The sequence below is a fragment of the Neisseria sp. genome (assembly GCF_030527965.1).
Classification (GTDB): Bacteria; Pseudomonadota; Gammaproteobacteria; order Burkholderiales; family Neisseriaceae; genus Neisseria.
Genome location: NZ_JAUMZU010000024.1, coordinates 1 through 17642, shown reverse-complemented (window position 1 = coordinate 17642; position 17642 = coordinate 1). Strand labels below are relative to the sequence as shown.

Genomic DNA, 17642 nt, shown 5'->3' with positions numbered 1-17642 from the left:
TTCAGATGCAAAAGAGGATGTGTCGGTCGATTGGTATCGTAGCTGTGTTATTTCGGAATAACGTTTGATGCCGAGGAAATGGGCGGGCTTTCTGAAAAATTCGGGTGTGTCTGTGGATTGAAGATAAATGAGATTTAACAGTTACATAGGATAATGTTTTAAAGAGGTATTGTCTGGAATGTAGGACAAGCGGCGCCCACCTCTGACCGATAGGCACCGTTATGCAAATAGGGTTATCGTTTGGTGCCGCTCAGGCAGGCCCAGCCGTTGTCGGTTTGGGGTGCGGCGAGGTCAAACCATTGGCTGTAAATGCCGGACATTTCTTCAACTTGCTCTTCCAATAAACCGGATAGTACGATTCGGCCGCCTGCACGAGTGCGCGAGGCAAGCATTTCACCGAGCATACGCAAAGGGTTGGCGAGAATATTGGCGACGACAACATCAAATTGGCCTTCCGGCAATTCATCGGGCAAGTAGAAACTTGCTTGAGTTTCGTTGTTTAAGGCGTTGTCTTTACTGGCACGGATGGCTTGTGGATCGATATCCACGCCGGTGCTGCTGCGGGCGCGGAGTTTCATGGCGGCAATCGCTAAGATGCCTGAACCGCAGCCGTAATCCAATACGGTTTCGCCGCTTTTTAGATTGTTATCCAGCCATTGCAGACACAGGCGGGTGGTGGGATGGCTACCTGTGCCGAAGGCCAGACCGGGGTCGAGCTTGAGATTGAGGGCTTGCTGGTCGGGTATTTGGTGCCAGGAAGGGGTAATCCAGAGTCTGTCTGAGATTTTGATGGGGTCGAATTGGGATTGGGTTAGGCGCACCCAATCTTGTTCCGGCAATGATTCGGTTTCAAATTCGGGCAGTTTGATGCCGGCGGTGTCGGCAGCACTAGCCAGCACGGCGGCGGCATCGTCTTGTTCGTTAAATAGGGCGATGATTTTGCTGCGTTGCCAGATTTGTTCGGGCTGCATGCCCGGTTCGCCGAAAATGGCTTGCTCTTCTTCGGTGCCGGCATAGGCGTCTTCGATGGCGGTGGAAAGGGCACCGTGTTCCATTAATGCGTCGGAAAGATTTTCGGCGATACGTTCGTTTACGAAAATCGTAATTTGTTGGTAAGCCATATGGATTCCTGTTGGTTTTCAGAAGTGTATTTTACCTGAAATCGGGCGATAGGGTTTTCAGACAGGCATGGTTTGTGTATGACAGGAAGCCTGTCTGAAAACTGAAAACCGCCTGAACGGATTCAGGCGGCGTTCTGGATCGTGCGGATGTTATTTGGATTTGGCTGCTTTTTTTTCTTCCAGCCATTTTTCCAGATAATGGATGCTGACACCGCCTTTTGCAAAACCGCTGTCGACGAATAAATCTCTGTGCAACGCAGTGTTGGTTTTGATGCCAGTAATGGCCAGTTCATCCAAAGCAACGCGCATTTTGGCCATGGCTTGCTCGCGTGTTTTGCCAAGCACGCAGATTTTGCCGATCAGGCTGTCGTAGTTGGGCGGGATACGGTAGCCTTGATAAATGTGGCTGTCGACGCGAACACCGAAACCGCCGGGTAAATGGCAGCTTTCAATCAAGCCGGGGCTGGGGATGAAGGTGTACGGATCTTCGGCGTTGATTCGGCATTCGAAAGCATGGCCTTTGATGTGTACATCTTTTTGCTTGTATTGCAAGGGAAGACCTGCGGCAATGCGAATTTGCTCTTGTACGATGTCGATGCCGGTAATCAGCTCGGTAACCGGATGTTCGACTTGAACACGGGTGTTCATTTCGATAAAGAAAAATTCGCCGTCTTCGTATAGAAACTCGAATGTACCTGCACCGCGGTAACCAATGCGTTTGCAGGCCTCCACGCAGGCGGTGCCGATTTTTTCACGTTCCGCTTGGGTAATGCCCGGTGCCGGTGCTTCTTCAATCACTTTTTGGTGGCGGCGTTGCATGGAGCAATCGCGTTCGCCCAGATAAATCGCATGGCCGTGCTCGTCGGCCAAAACTTGGATTTCCACATGGCGGGGTTTTTGCAGATAGCGTTCCATGTAGACCATAGGGTTGCCGAATGCGGCGCCAGCTTCGGTTTTGGTCATTTCCACCGATTTGAGCAAATCTTCTTTTTTCTCAACCACCCGCATGCCGCGTCCACCGCCGCCGCCGGAAGCCTTGATGATTACGGGGAAGCCGACTTGGTCTGCAATGCGCAATATTTCCTGATCGTTATCGGGCAGGGCACCTTCGGAACCGGGCACGCAAGGCACGCCCGCTTCAATCATGGCATGTTTAGCCGACACTTTGTCGCCCATCAGCCGGATGGTTTCGGGGCGCGGGCCGATAAAGACAAAGCCGGATTTTTCCACTTGCTCGGCGAAACGGTCGTTTTCGGCGAGAAAACCGTAGCCGGGGTGAATGGCATCGGCGCCGGTAACTTCGGCTGCTGCAATCAGTGCGGGGATGTTGAGGTAACTTTGCGGAGAAGGGGCGGGGCCGATGCACACGGATTCGTCGGCCAATTTGACATGTAGGCTGTCTTTGTCGGCTTCGGAATGCACGGCGACGGTGGCGATGCCCATTTCGCGGCAGGCGCGCAATACGCGTAATGCGATTTCGCCGCGGTTGGCAATCAATACTTTTTTCAGCATGGGGAATTCCTTCGTTGGGATAGGCGTTTGATGTGCAAACGGATATGCTGTGATGGCTTTCAGACAGGCATGATGCCTGTCTGAAAATGCTTATTCGATGATGAACAAAGGTTCGCCGTATTCAACCGGTTGGCCGTTTTCAACCAGAATGGCTTTAATGACGCCGGATTTCTCGGCTTCGATTTCGTTCATTAATTTCATGGCTTCGATAATGCAGAGGGTGTCGCCTTCTTTCACGCTTTGGCCGACTTCGACAAACGGCGGGGCAGAAGGGCTGGGTGCGCGGTAAAGTGTGCCGACCATCGGGGATTTTTGCGCGTTGGCAAAATCGGCGGCGGGCGCGGGTGCCGCAACGGCTGCGACCGGTGCGGCGGCTGGAGCCGGCGCGGCGGCCATCGGAGCTGCATGTACCGGTGCGGCATAAATTGGTTGTTGGGCAGTGGAGCGGGTAATGCGAACTTTTTCTTCGCCTTCGGTTACTTCAATTTCGGCGATACCTGATTCTTCAACGAGATCAATCAGTTTTTTCAGTTTGCGTAAGTCCATCGGTTGTATCCTTAAATCATTAAGACAGGGTTTGCCGCCGTGCTGAAAAGACACGGCCTATTGCGATATATGGTAACCATTTTGGCTGCAAGGTTTTTTGCAACCGGATTGGCCGTGATTTTAGGGCGGCAGGAAGAAATTTTGGGCGGTATGTTTTACGACATGACCGGTCGTTTTGGTGAAAAAACTATTTTCTATATTTTGCCGTTAAATGTCCAGCAAAATATAGAAAAAAGGCTTATTTTCTGCAAAAAGTACATTTCAGACAGGCATTTTGTTCAGGCGGTAGAGATATGTTGTTTCCCTCATGCGCGCAAAAGCGAGCGGGTCGTTAGGGTTGTGCGCTTTGCTGTGGCGGGGGGGGGTGTGTGATGTGGCAACAATGCAAAGACCGGCATCGGCAATCATGGCTGCCAATTCGCCGGGTTGACGCAATCCGAGTTGTTCGGCCAAGTCGGACATCACCAGCCATGCTTCGCCATGCTCGCTCAGATGCACGCTAACGCCGTTTAAAAAGCCGCGTAACATGGCGCTTTCAGGGTCGTATAGCGCGGTTTCTATGGTCGATGTGGGTTTGGCTGGCAACCAAGGCGGATTGCAGACGATAAGCTCTGCATATCCGTCGGGAAATAGATCGGTTTTTTGGATACGCACATTTTCCGATAAGCCGAGATTGTTTAAGTTGGCTTGGGCGCAGGCTAGCGCGCGGGGGTTGGTGTCGGTGGCGGTTACTTTGGCGATGCCGCGTCGGGCGAGCAGGGCGGCGATAACGCCGCTGCCGGTGCCGATGTCAAAAGCGCTTCGGCAATTCGGCGATAAAGGTGCTTGGGCGATTAAATCGAGGTATTCGCCACGCAACGGCGAGAAAACGCCGAATGGAACATGGATATGGCCGCCGAGTGCGGCAATGGAAATGCCTTTTTTATGCCATTCGTGCGCACCGATAAAACCGAGCAGTTGATTCAGCGGCAGTAAAAACGGCCGGCTGTTTTCTTCGCTGTAAACATCGGCTAAGGCTTGATATACGTTGGGCGCGCGTGGCATTTCGAGCGTGAAAGCAGGGCCGATTTCTACTGCCAGCATGTTGATAAGGCGGGCTTGCTGCGCTTGTTGCATGCGGTGGCGGTGGAAGGCTTCCGCTGTGTTGGCGGCGATTTTTGTTTTGTTGCCTGAGGTGGGTTTGCGCAGGCGTTTTTTGATGGCTGCGAGCACTTGTTTGGCATTGTGGAAATCGCCGAGCCACAGGGTGGCTGTGTGTGCATGGGCGTTTTCCAGTATGGCGGCGGCGCTGCATTCTTGTATGGGTGAAACGGCGCGCGGCGGTTTCTGTGTGCTTTCGGTGCGCCATTCCAGCGTGCGGGATTCGTCGTTGTGTGTCAGAGTTAAGTGCGGCATGGGGTTTGTTTGAAATCGCTTTGGATACGGCAGTATAGCGCAAATGCCTGCCTGAAAAAATTTTAAGTGTTTTGGACGATATGTATAAAAATTTTATTTATAGGTTAATCTGATTTAAATATATAGAATAATTTATTGCTAATTTGTCTAATTAGAGTATAATTGAAAACTCATCCCTTATTATTTTTAGACAGGTAAATCATGCAACTGGATATCGACCGTTTAATCGCCTATTTCGGCGGCGTTAATGCGCTGGCCGAAGCTTTGAAGCAGCAAGACCCCGAACATGCGGCCAGCACCGCGGCGATTTACAAATGGCGTGCGCGCGGTTCGATGCCGTTGGCGCAGTTGCAGAAATTAACCGCTTTGGCCGAAGCACAAGGCCGCCCGCTTGATTTGAATGCTTTTATAAACCAACAAACCACCTTGGAGAAACTTGCCATGTCCAACCAAAATAACCGAGTCATCATATTTGACACCACTTTGCGCGACGGCGAACAATCGCCCGGCGCTGCCATGACGAAAGAAGAAAAAATCCGTATTGCGCGCCAGCTGGAGAAGCTCGGCGTTGATGTAATTGAAGCGGGTTTTGCCGCCGCCAGCCCGGGGGATTTCGAGGCGGTAAACGAAATTGCCAAAACGATTACCAAGGCAACCGTCTGCTCGCTGGCGCGTGCAGTGGAGAACGATGTGCGCAAAGCGGGCGAAGCTGTATCGCCTGCACCGAAAAAACGTATTCATATAGTTATTGCGACAAGCCCCATTCATATGCAGCATAAGCTGAAAATGAAGCCGAAGCAGGTGATTGAGGCGGCGGTGAAGGCGGTAAAAATCGCTAAGGAATACACCGATGATGTGGAATTTTCATGTGAAGACGCTTTGCGCTCCGAGCTGCCTTTTCTGGCTGAAATCTGCGGTGCCGTGATTGAGGCGGGTGCTACGGTGATTAATATTCCCGATACCGTCGGTTATTCCGTGCCGCATCAGACCGAGGTGTTTTTCCGTGATTTGATTGCTCAAACGCCGGGTAGCGAGCGGGTGGTTTGGTCGGCGCATTGTCATAACGACTTGGGCTTGGCGGTGGCTAATTCTATTTCCGCCGTATTGGGCGGTGCGCGCCAAGTGGAATGTACGATTAACGGTTTGGGCGAGCGGGCGGGCAATGCCAGCTTGGAAGAGATTGTGATGGCTCTGAAGGTGCGTCATGATTTACTCGGCTTGGAGACTGGCGTTGAGTCGACCCAAATCGTGCCGACTTCAAAATTGGTTTCCACCGTTACCGGCTATCCGGTGCAGCCGAATAAAGCCATTGTCGGCGCCAATGCGTTTGCGCACGAATCAGGCATTCACCAAGACGGTGTGTTGAAGCATCGCGAAACCTACGAAATCATGTCGGCCGAATCCGTTGGCTGGGCGGCCAACCGTTTGAGCTTGGGTAAACTTTCCGGCCGCAATGCCTTTAAAACCAAGTTGTCGGAACTGGGCATCGATTTAGGCAGCGAAGAGGCTTTGAATGCTGCGTTTGCTCGTTTTAAAGAGTTGGCTGATAAGAAACGTGAAATCTTCGACGAGGATTTGCATGCGCTGGTGTCTGATGAAATGAACACCATGGCGGAAAACTATCGGTTTATTTCGCAACGCATTACGACCGAAACTGGCGAGGAGCCCAAAGCGGAAATCACGTTCAGCATTAAAGGTGAGGAAAAACGCGCTTCGGCGAGCGGATCCGGCCCGGTGGATGCGATTTTTAAAGCCATTGAGAGCGTGGTGCAAAGTGGTGCCGCCTTACAGATTTATTCTGTGAATGCCGTAACCCAAGGTACGGAAAGCCAAGGCGAAACCGCGGTGCGTTTGGCACGCGGCGATCGGGTGGTTAACGGTCAGGGTGCCGACACCGATGTGTTGGTGGCAACGGCCAAGGCTTATCTTTCTGCCCTGAGCAAACTGGATGCAACGGCTCGCTTGAAAGCACAGGGTGGTATTTGAGTTTGCCGGCCTGCGCATAGCGCGTTTCATCATGCCTGTCTGAAAATGCCGATGCCGTTTTCAGACAGGCATTGTCGTTTTAGTGGCAGCTTGAAATATGTTAGAATGGGCGCCTTTGAAATTGAGCAACTAAAAGGATAATTGAATTATGGCCGGCCACAGTAAATGGGCGAATATTCAGCATAAAAAAGCCCGTCAGGATGCCAAACGCGGCAAAATTTTTACCCGCTTGATTAAAGAAATTACCGTTGCGGCCCGTATGGGCGGCGGCGATCCCGCTTCCAATCCGCGCTTGCGTCTGGCGATGGATAAGGCGTGGGATGCCAATATGCCTAAAGACAACGTGCAGCGTGCCATTGATAAAGGTACGGGCAACGTGGAAGGTGCCGATTATGTTGAATTGCGTTATGAAGGCTACGGCATAGGCGGCGCGGCGCTGATGGTCGACTGCCTGACCGACAACAAAACCCGCACTGTGGCCGATGTGCGCCATGCTTTCAATAAAAACGGTGGCAATTTGGGCACCGACGGCTGCGTGGCGTTTCAATTCCAGCATCAGGGTTATTTGGTTTTTGCCGGCGCGGATGAAGATGCACTGATGGAAGCGGCGCTGGAGGCGGGTGCTGAAGATGTAATCGTTGATGACGACGGTATTATCGAAGTGATTACCGCGCCGTCTGATTGGGCACAGGTAAAAGCGGCGTTGGAAGCTGCCGGTTTCAAATCGGAAGACGGCGACGTAACCATGCGGGCGCAGAACGATACCGTGCTGACCGGCGAAGATGCGGAAAAAATGCAAAAGCTGATTGATGCGCTGGAAGATTTGGATGACGTGCAAAACGTTTATACCTCTGCCGTATTGCAATTCGACGAGTAAGCATCAGCGTTTCCCTTGATTGAGCTGCCCCTTCTAGGGGCGGTTTTCCTTTTTTCAGACAGGCATTTGATATGTCGGAACTTACCCACCTGATACAAACCGAAACGCCTGCTTTGGTTGGCGAAACGCTGGATTTCTGGCTTTACGAATGCAGCCTCGACGAAGCACCGAGTGCGGAAGAAGTAACGCAATGGCGTGATATTTTACAGTCGCGTGGCGGCAAGTTTGTGCGGCTGGCGGCCATCTGCCAAAGCTGGCTTAACGAGGAATGTTCATGAAGAAGCTGCCCTTTAATAAATATACGGTCTTTGCCTTGATTTGGTTTGCCGTTTGTTGGTTCGGCATTCTGCGCGAAAGCACCGATAATGCGCCGCCGCCTTTCCCTTATTTTGATAAGGTTGCCCATTGCGGCATGTTTTTCGCACAAATCTGGTTGCTTGCGCACAGTTTTTTAGCCGAACGCAAAAGCGTTCCTTATATCGGATTGCTGGTGTTTGCACTTTCTTTTGCCATATGCAGCGAATTGGCGCAGCTTTGGTTTACCCAAACCCGTTCTGCCGAAGTGGCCGATGCGCTGGCAGATATGGTGGGAACAATATTGGCTTTGCTGCTGGTTAAAAATGTAGCGGCCAATCGGAACAGAGATTAGGCGCTTTCAGACAGGCTTAAGCCTGTCTGAAAAGCAAGGTGCCGCAGCTTCCTGTAAATCGGTATATAATTCTGATGTAATTTCCTTGTTTGAATTCCCCTGCTGTATCACTTAACTTTTATTTTTCAAAAGGATGAACCCATAATGAAAAAATGGCTTCCGTTGGCTTCTGCCACTTTACTGCTCTCCGCCTGTCAAGGCGGTACCAATGAACAACATCCGGTTGGTATGCCCAATCCGGCTTCTGAATATTGCGTTCAACAAGGCGGTAAATTGGAAGTGAAAAAAGATGCTGAAGGTGGGGAATATGCCCTATGCCATCTGCCTGATGGCACGGTTATCGAAGAATGGGAATTTTTCAGAAAAAACCATTAATTTCATGATTTCATGACTTGAAGAGCGGCGGCTTTACCATAGCCGCCCGGGTGTCTTAGTGGTGGGGTAAAATTGGTAATGAATATGCCAATCTGAACGGCGTTTGCCAACTGTATCAAAATGATGCGTTTCGTTATATCGTGCTGTTTTCCCCTTGCCAGCCGATGCTTGTCTGAAAACCGGATTCAGGAGTGTTATGGAACTTCCCCAGCAAAATTTGCCGGAAAGCGGCAAAGGCCGTTTGCGCCAGAATAGCATTTATCTGCTGCCCAATTCGTTTACCATCGCTGCTTTGTTTTCAGCCTTTTTTGCGATTACGCAGGCCATGCACGAGCATTACGAAGTGGCGGCGATTGCGGTATTCGTTTCGATGCTGCTTGATGGTATGGACGGCCGCGTGGCTCGCTGGACCAACAGCCAGAGTGCGTTTGGCGAGCAGCTCGACAGCTTGGCCGATATGGTGAGTTTCGGCGTTGCACCGGCACTGATTGCCTATAAATGGCAGCTTTTCAATTTCGGTAAGCTCGGCTATTCGGTGGCGTTTATTTATTGTGCCTGCGCCGCTTTGCGTTTGGCACTCTTTAATACCTTAATCGGCAAAACCGATAAGCGCTGGTTCATCGGCGTGCCCAGCCCTACGGCCGCCGCATTGGTTGTCGGTTTGGTGTGGGTTAACCACAGCTATGATGATATCGCCGGTGTGGAATGGTTTGCGCTGCTCATCACTTTGTTTGCCGGGCTGTCGATGGTGGTGCAGATTCCGTTTTGGAGCTTTAAAGAATTCAACGTGCGGCGAAGAGTGCCTTTTGTGGCGATGATTGCGGCCATTCTGGTGTTGTCGGTAGTGGCGCTGGAGCCTGCGTTGGTGTTGTTTTTGTTTTTCTTCGGTTACAGTTTGTCGGGCTATATTATGTATGGCTGGCGGCGCTGGAAGAAGCGGAACAGGGTGCTCTGAGCATCCGATGGGCTGTCGAAAGACGGCCTTTTCTCAATGCTTGTCTGAAAACGCGAGGAGCAATGGATGGAAGTTATATTATTACTGGCGCTGGCCGGTTCGTTTGCCGGTTTTATCGCCGGTTTGCTGGGCATCGGCGGCGGGATGATTATCGTTCCCGTGGTGTTGTGGGCGATGCAGCTGCAGGGAGCGGGCGATACGAATTATTCGCAGCATATTGCAGTGGGTACGTCGTTTGCCGTGATGGTGTTCACTTCGTTTTCAAGCATGATGTCGCAACACAAAAAAGGTGCGGTCGACTGGCATGTGTTTAAAAGCATGGTGCCGGGTATGATTGCAGGCGTGGCTGGCGGCTCGTTGTTGGCAAAAGTTTTACCCAAAGAGGGTTTGCAGATTTTCTTTGTGGTGTTCACGATAGTGATTGCCGTACGTACGTTGATGGATGCGAAGCCAAAACCTACCCGTCATCTGCCGGGAAGAGGCGGGTTGTTCGGTATGGGCGGGTTGTTCGGCGTGTTGTCGAGCTGGATCGGCATCGGCGGCGGGTCTCTTTCCGTGCCTTTTATGGTGTTTTGCAACGTGCCGGTGCATAAGGCAGTGGGTACTTCAGCCGCGTTGGGTTGGCCGATTGCCTTGACCGGAGCCATTGCTTATCTGATAAACGGCTGGGATGTTGCCGGTTTGCCGCCGGGCTCGCTCGGTTTCGTTTATTGGCCTGCGGCGCTTGTTCTGGCGATGGCCACTTTGATTTTTGCGCCTTTGGGTGTGAAAGTGTCGCATAAACTGCCGCCTGAAAAGCTGAAATTGGCGTTTGGTATTTTGCTGCTGGTTATCGCGGTACGCATGGCTTGGCAGCTTGTTCGTTAACCGTTTGATGATTGTGATTGGAGCAAGGTGATAATATGACTGCAACCCAATTAATCCAAAGCTTAACCGACATTGTCGGCCCGCAATACATTATTACTGATCCGGCTAAAACCGAACCTTACCGCCAAGGCTACCGTTTTGGCGAAGGCCAAGCGCTGGCGGTCGTCCGCCCCGGAACACTGCTTGAGCAGTGGAAAATATTGAAAGCTTGCGTGGCGGCGGATGTGATTGTGTTGACTCAGGCGGCAAACACCGGATTAACCGGCGGTTCCACTCCCGACGGCAATGATTATGATCGCGACATCGTTATCGTCAATACCATGCGGATGGATATCATCCAGCCCATTAATCATAATGAACAAGTCGTCTGTTTGCCCGGCTCTACTTTAAACCAGTTGGAATTGATGCTGAAGCCTTTGGGGCGCGAACCGCATTCGGTTATCGGATCTTCGTGCATCGGTGCATCCGTATTGGGCGGCGTGTGCAATAATTCCGGCGGTGCGTTGGTGCAGCGGGGGCCTGCCTATACGGAAATGGCACTCTTTGCCCGTTTGAATGAAAACGGCGAACTTGAGCTGGTGAACCATTTAGGCATTGATTTGGGTGGAACGCCGGAAGAAATCCTAACCAATTTGCAAGGCTGGCATTATCAGCAAAAAGACATCACCTCCGATGCGGGAAAAGGGCATGACCATGCTTACTGCAACCACGTTCGTCAGGTTGACGAGCCTTCTGCCGCACGCTTCAATGCCGATCCGGCACGTCATTACGAAGCTTCCGGCTGTGCAGGCAAGCTGATGGTGTTTGCCGTGCGGCTGGATACGTTTCCGCTGGAAAAAAATACCGCCGTGTTTTATATCGGCACGAATGATATCAATGAACTGACCGACATCCGTCGCACCATTCTCGGAGAATTTGAAAGCCTGCCTGTCTCCGGCGAATACATTCATCGTGATGCTTTTGACATTGCTGCGATTTACGGTAAAGATACGTTCTGGGTAATCCGAAAATTTGGTACGCACCGGCTTCCCAAGCTGTTTGATTTCAAAGCCAAGGCAGACCGTTTCAGTAAAAAGCTCGGCTTTCTGCCGAAACATTTTCCTGACAAGGCATTGCAAATGTTGAGCAAATGCCTGCCTGAACACTTGCCGCAATCGTTGCGAGATTACCGCAACCGTTACGAGCATCATCTGATTTTGAAAATGGGCGGTTCGGGTGTGGAAGAAGCCAGGGCGTTTTTAGAGCAGTATTTCGCCGGAAAATCGAGTGCTTATTTTGAATGCAGCCCGGAAGAAACTCAGGCCGCCATGTTGCACCGGTTTGCGGTTGCCTCTGCTGCGGTTCGCTACAGATCTGTGCATGACCAAGAAGTAGAAGATATTGTAGCCTTGGATATCGCCTTACGCAGAGACGATCGCGATTGGTTTGAACACCTGCCTGCCGAAATTGATCAGAAACTCAGTCACAAACTGTATTACGGGCATTTTATGTGTCATGTATTTCATCAGGATTATATCGTTAAGAAAGGCCATAATTGCATGGCTCTGGAGCATGAAATGCTGCACCTTCTGGATAAACGCGGTGCGCAATATCCTGCTGAGCACAATGTCGGTCATCTTTATGAAGCCAAGCCGGCGCTGAAGCAGTTTTACCGCAAGCTTGATCCGACCAATAGTTTCAACCCAGGTATAGGCAAAACCTCGAAGAAAAAAAATTGGGCTTGATGGCGGCAGGGTAATCCAAGCCATTAGCGGCTGTGGATAGCAAATCGGTCGTTAACGGAGAGGTAAGGTTTTCTCAAAAAATGCCTGTCTGAAACGATAATTTTAACGGAAACATAAAAAAGCAGCTTTGAATTGAATCAAAGCTGCTTTGGTGTTTGGTCGGAATGAGAGGATTCGAACCTCCGACCCCTTCGTCCCGAACGAAGTGCGCTACCGGGCTGCGCTACATTCCGAAAGAGCGCATTCTAGAATCCTTCGATTGCCTTGTCAATAGAAGGATTTTAAGCAGCGTAGAGTATGAAAAGGGTGGGCCGCTTTTTTAAATCGGGCAGAGTGCTTAATTTTTGCCAGTCTTTGATGGGTTTGCTGATAATGATTTGGCTGGGTAAGGTTAGATCGCAGGCAATGCATAGGCGTGTATCAGGATGAAGCGTGGCAAGGGCGTCGGTCAGCAAGGCATTGTTGCGGTAGGGCGTTTCGATAAAAATTTGGGTTTCATCATGCTTGCTGGAGTGTTGTTCCAATTTTTTTAAAGCGGTGTTGCGCTCCATTTTTTCTGCAGGCAGATAACCCTTAAAGGCAAAGCGCTGGCCGTTTGCACCGGATGCCATCAGTGCCAGTAATAAACTGGAGGGGCCGATAAGCGGACGCACTTCAAAATTATGTGCATGCGCCAGGGCAACCAGCCCGGCACCCGGATCGGCTACGGCAGGGCAGCCCGCTTCGCTGACAATCCCCATGCTGCGGCCTTCTTGTAAAGGCTTAAGTAGATCGGGCAGGGTTTTGAGGTTGGTGTGTTCGTTGAGTGTTTGCAGGTTTAATTCGCGAATGGGCGTGGTTATTCCCATGTGTTTCAAATGAGCACGGGCGGTTTTTTCGGATTCAACGACAAAATCGGTCAGTCCGATAATCTGTGCTTGCTCATGCGGTAAGAGGCAGGGTGTATCCGCCGCGCCAAGCGGTGTGGGAATCAGGTATAAAACGGGCTGCATAAGGGTCTCCTGAGAGGAAGCCTGTCTGAAAATCAGAAATCGTTCGGAAATAGGGTTTAGACAAGAATCTTATAAAACTTCGATGCCTTCGGCTTGTAGAAAATCAATTAATTTGAAAATCGGCAGGCCGATTAATGCGTTTGGGTCAAGGCTGTCTATGCGTTCCAGTAGGGCAGCGCCTAGGCCTTCGCTTTTTGCCGCGCCTGCGCAATAAATCGCATCGGGTTCGCGTTGCAGATAATTTTTTATTTGTCGTTCGGTCAGATTGCGCATGGTAACCACGGTTTTATCAACGTGCGTATGCAATTTACCTGTGGCTGTATTGAGCAGACAAAGTGCACTGTAAAAATCAATTTTCCGGCCGCTGAGTTGGGAGAGCATTTGTTGTGCATTGTTTACACTCATCGGTTTGCCCAGTTGAATGCCTCCGCACCAAGCCACTTGATCCGAGCCGATAATCAATGCGTTCGGAAAATCTTTGGCAAGTGAATGCGCTTTGCCTTTGGCCAGGCGCAGGGCGGTATCGGCTGCGGATTCGCCTGTTAGGGGTGTTTCATCGAAATCAGGTTTGGCGGTTTGGAAAGAAATGCCCAAACGTTGCAATTGTTGCTGGCGGAAAGTGGAACTTGAGCCTAAAATAAGCGGGATTTTTGCATTCATTTGCTTAAAAATATTGACGTTACATCGTTGAAATTATATCATGGCCCGTTTATGTTAGACCCTAATTTGATTGACCCCGAAGTCTTCGCCGCTGAAAAGCAGGTGCTGCAAAGCTCTGTGAAGCTCAGCGGGCTGGACGAGCGTGTTTGGGCTCACGAGTATTTGGCAAGCAAAGAAACCGATGTGTCGTTTACCTTGAAAGGTGGGCGGGATAAGTTACAGCGCTTATTTTTAGATTTGTCCATCCGGGCGGATTTGCTGCTGATATGTCAGCGGTGTGTAAAGCCAATGCCGTTTGCGCTTGAAGAAGTCAGCCGTATAGTCTTGTTTTCCGATGAGGAAAGTCTGGATCAGGCCATGCTTTCCGATGATGAGTTGGAAGGTATGATGTTGGAGCCGACATTAGATGTTTTGACTTTGATTGAAGACCAAATTCTAATGGCTTTGCCTTTTTCGCCGCGCCATGAAGACTGCAATAATGTTGCATTGGAAGCAGTTAATCGAGATACGCCGAATCCGTTTGCCGTTTTGGCCGGATTGAAAAGCGGTCGCTAACCGGTTTTACAGTTTTACTTTAATTTTTAGGAGCTTGAAATGGCTGTTCAACAAAACAAAAAATCTCCCTCTAAACGCGGTATGCACCGCTCTCATGATGCGTTAACCGCACCTGCATTGTCTGTTGACGGTGCAACCGGTGAAGTGCACCGTCCGCATCATATCTCTCCCAACGGTATGTACCGTGGTCGTAAAGTGGTAAAAGCGAAAGATGAATAATTTTTCAGCCCTTTAAACGGATTATGATGAAAGAAGCCAGAAGATTGCCTTGCTTGAGCAAATCACTGGCTTCTTTGCGTTCCGCATGTCATTAAGAATTTGCAATAAATGAAAATAGGCAAGCAAACAGATGGCTGAGCGGAAAAGGGTTGGGTTGGTAAGCACTCAGGTTGTGAAATAATGGTTAAAAAAGTTTGGTATTCTTATGATGAGATTCACCGCGTTTTAAAGGGGCTGGCTGAAAAGGTTCAGGACGGCGGTGTGAAATATGATGCGATGATTGCGATTGGCGGCGGTGGTTTTATTCCGGCGCGGATTTTGCGTTGTTTTTTGGATATACCTATTTACGCGGTAACAACAGCTTATTATGACAGCGAATATGAAGGCAAAGTGACCGACGGCGTAAAGAAAATCCAGTGGTTGGATCCTCTTCCGGAGAGTCTGAAAGGCAAAAATGTCTTGGTGGTCGACGAAGTGGATGATAGCCGGGTAACGATGGAGTTTGTGTTGAACGAGCTGTCCAAGCTGGATTTGGCCACCATCGGAGTGGCGGTTTTACATGAGAAGAAGAAAGAGAAAATCGGAAAATTGCCGGCGGGCATTCCTTACTATAGCGGCATTGTGGTAGAGGATTGGTGGATTAATTATCCTTGGGATGCAGAAGATATTGATGCGCATAATTTGCTTGCCGCCGAAAAATAAGTATGATTTCTAAGTAAAGATAAGATGCCTGTCTGAAAAAATAGCCAAAAAAACAAGCTATAGCATGAAAACAGGTTTATGATGACGTGTTGATTTTCAGACAGGCATAGCGTTATGCCTGTCTGAAACAGTTTGTATGGAGAAAACGACATGATTACATTGGCCGTAGATGCCATGGGCGGTGATTCGGGGCTGGATGTAACGGTTCCCGGAGCCACGGCTTTTTTAAAACAGCAAAGTGATGTGCGTCTGATTATGGTCGGCGATGAGGTGTGCTTAGGCGAGGCGCTAAAAGCCGCCGGGGCTCCGATGAACCGCATAGAAATTAAGCATGCGTCGCAAGTTGTCGATATGGACGAACAACCTCAGCTGGCTTTGAAAAATAAAAAAGACTCTTCAATGCGTGTGGCTGTGAATCAAGTTAAAGAAGGCGCGGCGCAGGCAGCCGTGTCGGCAGGTAATACTGGTGCCTTAATGGCAACCGCCCGCTTTGTGTTGAAAACCATTCCGGGTATAGAACGTCCGGCCATTGCCAAATTTTTGCCTTCGCAAGGTACGCACACGACGCTAATGCTCGATTTAGGTGCTAATGTGGATTGCACGGCCGAAAATTTAGTGCAATTTGCGGTTGTTGGTAGCGAGTTGGTGCAGGCTTTATATCCGGAAAACGGGCAGCCTCGTGTCGGGTTGTTGAACGTCGGTTCCGAAGATATCAAAGGCACGGCAGTGGTTAAACAAGCGTTCAAATTGTTAAAAGTAGCGAATCTGAACTTTATCGGCAATGTTGAAGGCAATGAAATTTTTAGCGGAAAAGTGGATGTGGTCATTGCAGATGGTTTTGTTGGCAACATTATGCTGAAAACCATTGAGGGTATGGTGAAGTTTATGGGCGGTGCCATCAAGCAGGAATTTCAGGCCAATATTTTTACTAAAATGGGTGCGGTAGCCGCATCTCCTGCCTTAAAAGGCTTTAAAAACCGCTTTGACCCTAGAAAATTCAATGGTGCGATTTTTTTGGGTTTACGAGGTGTCGTGGTTAAAAGTCATGGTGGTACCGATGCGCTCGGTTTTTCTTTTGCTCTGGAAGAAGCTTACCATGAGGCCAAAGCCGATAGCTTAGTCAGAATCGAGCAGGGCGTTGCGACGCAATTGGCCGTATTGGCTGAAAAAAAGCTGGAAGCTGAAAATGCAGCGATGGCGAATAATATAGAATAAGAATAAGGCAACGACGGAGCTTTCGCTGTTTTTGTTGGCGGGTAGTGTAAATTTTTATCATGATTAAATTTTTAATTAAATTGATTTATTGCTTAAATTTTATACGATAATTTGACTTAATCCTGTGTAAAATGAAAACATTCTGAAATCATGTTACTCATGTTAATTCTGATTGAGTGAAATTTAGAGATTTAATACAATATAAAATTATTTGAAACCGATAACCATAAAAGGCCACACCATGCGATATGCAAAAATTCTCAGTTCGGGAGGCTATTTGCCCGCCAAGCGTGTTAGTAACGATGATTTGGCAAAATTCGTTGATACTTCAGACGAATGGATTACCAGCCGGACCGGTATTAAAAACCGGCATATTGCTGCGGACGATGAAAAAACCAGCGATCTGGCCGTGGCTGCGGCAAAGAAGGCTTTGTCAAACGCCGGTTTAGAGGCCGAGGAAATTGATTTGATTATTGTGGCCACCTCTACCCCTGATATGCAGTTTCCTTCTACCGCAACTATTGTGCAACAAAAGCTTGGTATTAGTGGCTGCCCGGCATTTGATGTGCAAGCAGTGTGTGCGGGCTTCATGTATGCGCTGACTACGGCTAATGCCTACATTCAAAGTGGTATGGCAAAAAAAGCATTGGTTATCGGTGCGGAGATTTTTAGTCGTATTTTGGATTGGAGCGACCGTTCGACCTGCGTTTTATTTGGTGATGGGGCGGGCGCGGTTGTTCTTGGTGTTTCGGATGAAGCAGGCATTATTCATAGTAAGCTGCAAGCGGATGGCAATTATTTGGATTTGCTGAAAACACCCGGACAAATTGCTAATGGAAAAATCACTGGTACGCCTTTCTTAACGATGGATGGGCCCGGTGTCTATAAATTTGCCGTTAAAAACCTATCGCAAGTGGCAGAGGATGTGCTGGCAGAAGCAGGAATGAATTCGGAACAAATTGATTGGATTGTGCCACATCAAGCGAATAAACGGATTATTGAAAGTACGGCCAAGCATTTGGGTCTAAGCATGGACAAGGTGATTTTGACAGTACAGGATCATGGCAATACTTCTGCCGCTTCTGTGCCGCTGGCGTTGGATGCGGGTATCAGGGGAGGTAAAATTCAACGCGGACAGGTTTTACTGTTGGAAGGCATCGGAGGTGGCTTCGCTTGGGGTGCGGTGCTGGTCAAATATTAGAAAAATCCTTAGATTCAAGTAAGTTAGATATTAAAGAATTAGGGGCTGTCCTAGATAACTAGGGAAATTCAAATTTAAGTTAGAATTATCC

The 17642-nt window shown here is 49.5% G+C and carries 19 protein-coding genes and 1 tRNA gene; 13 read left to right on the top strand and 7 right to left on the bottom strand.

The features are described 5' to 3' along the window. Positions 1-233: 233 nt before the first annotated feature. The 4 genes from prmA to Q4A84_RS10235 all read right to left on the bottom strand — a co-directional run bounded on the left by prmA (position 234) and on the right by Q4A84_RS10235 (position 4574). Positions 234-1121: a 50S ribosomal protein L11 methyltransferase gene (gene prmA / locus Q4A84_RS10250; protein ID WP_303088835.1), complete on the bottom strand. Its 888-nt coding sequence runs from the start codon at positions 1119-1121 to the stop codon at positions 234-236. A 150-nt stretch (positions 1122-1271) separates the two neighbouring features. Next, positions 1272-2633: an acetyl-CoA carboxylase biotin carboxylase subunit gene (gene accC, locus Q4A84_RS10245; protein WP_303088834.1), complete on the bottom strand. Its 1362-nt coding sequence runs from the start codon at positions 2631-2633 to the stop codon at positions 1272-1274. A gap of 90 nt (positions 2634-2723) precedes the next feature. Next, complete coding sequence (gene accB / locus Q4A84_RS10240; RefSeq protein ID WP_303088833.1) at positions 2724-3179, bottom strand: acetyl-CoA carboxylase biotin carboxyl carrier protein; 456 nt, start codon at positions 3177-3179, stop codon at positions 2724-2726. A gap of 261 nt (positions 3180-3440) precedes the next feature. Then, a complete protein-coding gene (locus Q4A84_RS10235) occupies positions 3441-4574 on the bottom strand; it encodes a class I SAM-dependent methyltransferase (protein ID WP_303088832.1) in 1134 nt (377 codons plus the stop codon). Positions 4575-4775: 201 nt separating this feature from the next. On the opposite strand from Q4A84_RS10235, the gene Q4A84_RS10230 reads away from it, so the two are divergent. The 8 genes from Q4A84_RS10230 to dld all read left to right on the top strand — a co-directional run bounded on the left by Q4A84_RS10230 (position 4776) and on the right by dld (position 12007). Further along, positions 4776-6560 (top strand): 2-isopropylmalate synthase, encoded by a 1785-nt coding sequence (locus tag Q4A84_RS10230; protein WP_303088831.1) that lies wholly within the window; start codon positions 4776-4778, stop codon positions 6558-6560. Positions 6561-6708: 148 nt separating this feature from the next. Continuing rightward, the gene (locus Q4A84_RS10225; RefSeq protein WP_303088830.1) at positions 6709-7437 is read left to right on the top strand and encodes a YebC/PmpR family DNA-binding transcriptional regulator; all 729 of its coding nucleotides are present in this window, start codon (positions 6709-6711) and stop codon (positions 7435-7437) included. Between the two features lie 71 nt (positions 7438-7508). Further along, positions 7509-7715 carry a dioxygenase gene (locus Q4A84_RS10220; RefSeq protein WP_303088829.1) on the top strand — a complete coding sequence of 69 codons (207 nt, stop codon included), beginning with the start codon at positions 7509-7511 and terminating at the stop codon, positions 7713-7715. Then, complete coding sequence (locus tag Q4A84_RS10215) at positions 7712-8086, top strand: VanZ family protein (protein ID WP_303088828.1); 375 nt, start codon at positions 7712-7714, stop codon at positions 8084-8086. The genes Q4A84_RS10220 and Q4A84_RS10215 overlap by 4 nt, the downstream gene beginning before the upstream one ends. Before the next feature lie 144 nt (positions 8087-8230). Further along, the gene (locus Q4A84_RS10210) at positions 8231-8461 is read left to right on the top strand and encodes a DUF333 domain-containing protein (RefSeq protein ID WP_303088827.1); all 231 of its coding nucleotides are present in this window, start codon (positions 8231-8233) and stop codon (positions 8459-8461) included. A gap of 196 nt (positions 8462-8657) precedes the next feature. Further along, positions 8658-9416 (top strand): CDP-diacylglycerol--serine O-phosphatidyltransferase, encoded by a 759-nt coding sequence (gene pssA / locus Q4A84_RS10205; RefSeq protein WP_303088826.1) that lies wholly within the window; start codon positions 8658-8660, stop codon positions 9414-9416. Positions 9417-9482: 66 nt separating this feature from the next. Continuing rightward, complete coding sequence (locus Q4A84_RS10200) at positions 9483-10283, top strand: sulfite exporter TauE/SafE family protein (protein ID WP_303088825.1); 801 nt, start codon at positions 9483-9485, stop codon at positions 10281-10283. 35 nt (positions 10284-10318) lie between these two features. Continuing rightward, positions 10319-12007 carry a D-lactate dehydrogenase gene (dld, locus tag Q4A84_RS10195; protein WP_303088824.1) on the top strand — a complete coding sequence of 563 codons (1689 nt, stop codon included), beginning with the start codon at positions 10319-10321 and terminating at the stop codon, positions 12005-12007. A gap of 156 nt (positions 12008-12163) precedes the next feature. Here dld and Q4A84_RS10190 read toward each other — a convergent pair. The 3 genes from Q4A84_RS10190 to Q4A84_RS10180 form a co-directional block, all read right to left on the bottom strand. After that, a tRNA-Pro gene (locus Q4A84_RS10190) sits at positions 12164-12240 on the bottom strand. A 48-nt stretch (positions 12241-12288) separates the two neighbouring features. Further along, positions 12289-12999, bottom strand: a complete 711-nt coding sequence (locus Q4A84_RS10185; protein ID WP_303088823.1) for an SAM-dependent methyltransferase — start codon at positions 12997-12999, stop codon at positions 12289-12291. Between the two features lie 69 nt (positions 13000-13068). Beyond that, positions 13069-13659 (bottom strand): nucleoside triphosphate pyrophosphatase, encoded by a 591-nt coding sequence (locus tag Q4A84_RS10180; protein ID WP_303088822.1) that lies wholly within the window; start codon positions 13657-13659, stop codon positions 13069-13071. Between the two features lie 51 nt (positions 13660-13710). Here Q4A84_RS10180 and Q4A84_RS10175 point away from each other — a divergent pair, with 51 nt between their 5' ends. The 5 genes from Q4A84_RS10175 to Q4A84_RS10155 all read left to right on the top strand — a co-directional run bounded on the left by Q4A84_RS10175 (position 13711) and on the right by Q4A84_RS10155 (position 17551). Further along, positions 13711-14214 (top strand): DUF177 domain-containing protein, encoded by a 504-nt coding sequence (locus tag Q4A84_RS10175; protein WP_303088821.1) that lies wholly within the window; start codon positions 13711-13713, stop codon positions 14212-14214. A 39-nt stretch (positions 14215-14253) separates the two neighbouring features. Continuing rightward, positions 14254-14433, top strand: coding sequence for a 50S ribosomal protein L32 (gene rpmF, locus Q4A84_RS10170; RefSeq protein WP_303088820.1), 180 nt, complete (start codon positions 14254-14256; stop codon positions 14431-14433). Positions 14434-14613: 180 nt separating this feature from the next. Further along, positions 14614-15135, top strand: a complete 522-nt coding sequence (locus Q4A84_RS10165; RefSeq protein ID WP_303088819.1) for a phosphoribosyltransferase — start codon at positions 14614-14616, stop codon at positions 15133-15135. A gap of 150 nt (positions 15136-15285) precedes the next feature. Continuing rightward, positions 15286-16350, top strand: coding sequence for a phosphate acyltransferase PlsX (gene plsX, locus Q4A84_RS10160; RefSeq protein WP_303088818.1), 1065 nt, complete (start codon positions 15286-15288; stop codon positions 16348-16350). Positions 16351-16591: 241 nt separating this feature from the next. Further along, positions 16592-17551 (top strand): beta-ketoacyl-ACP synthase III, encoded by a 960-nt coding sequence (locus Q4A84_RS10155; protein WP_303088817.1) that lies wholly within the window; start codon positions 16592-16594, stop codon positions 17549-17551. The last annotated feature ends 91 nt before the right edge of the window (positions 17552-17642 follow it).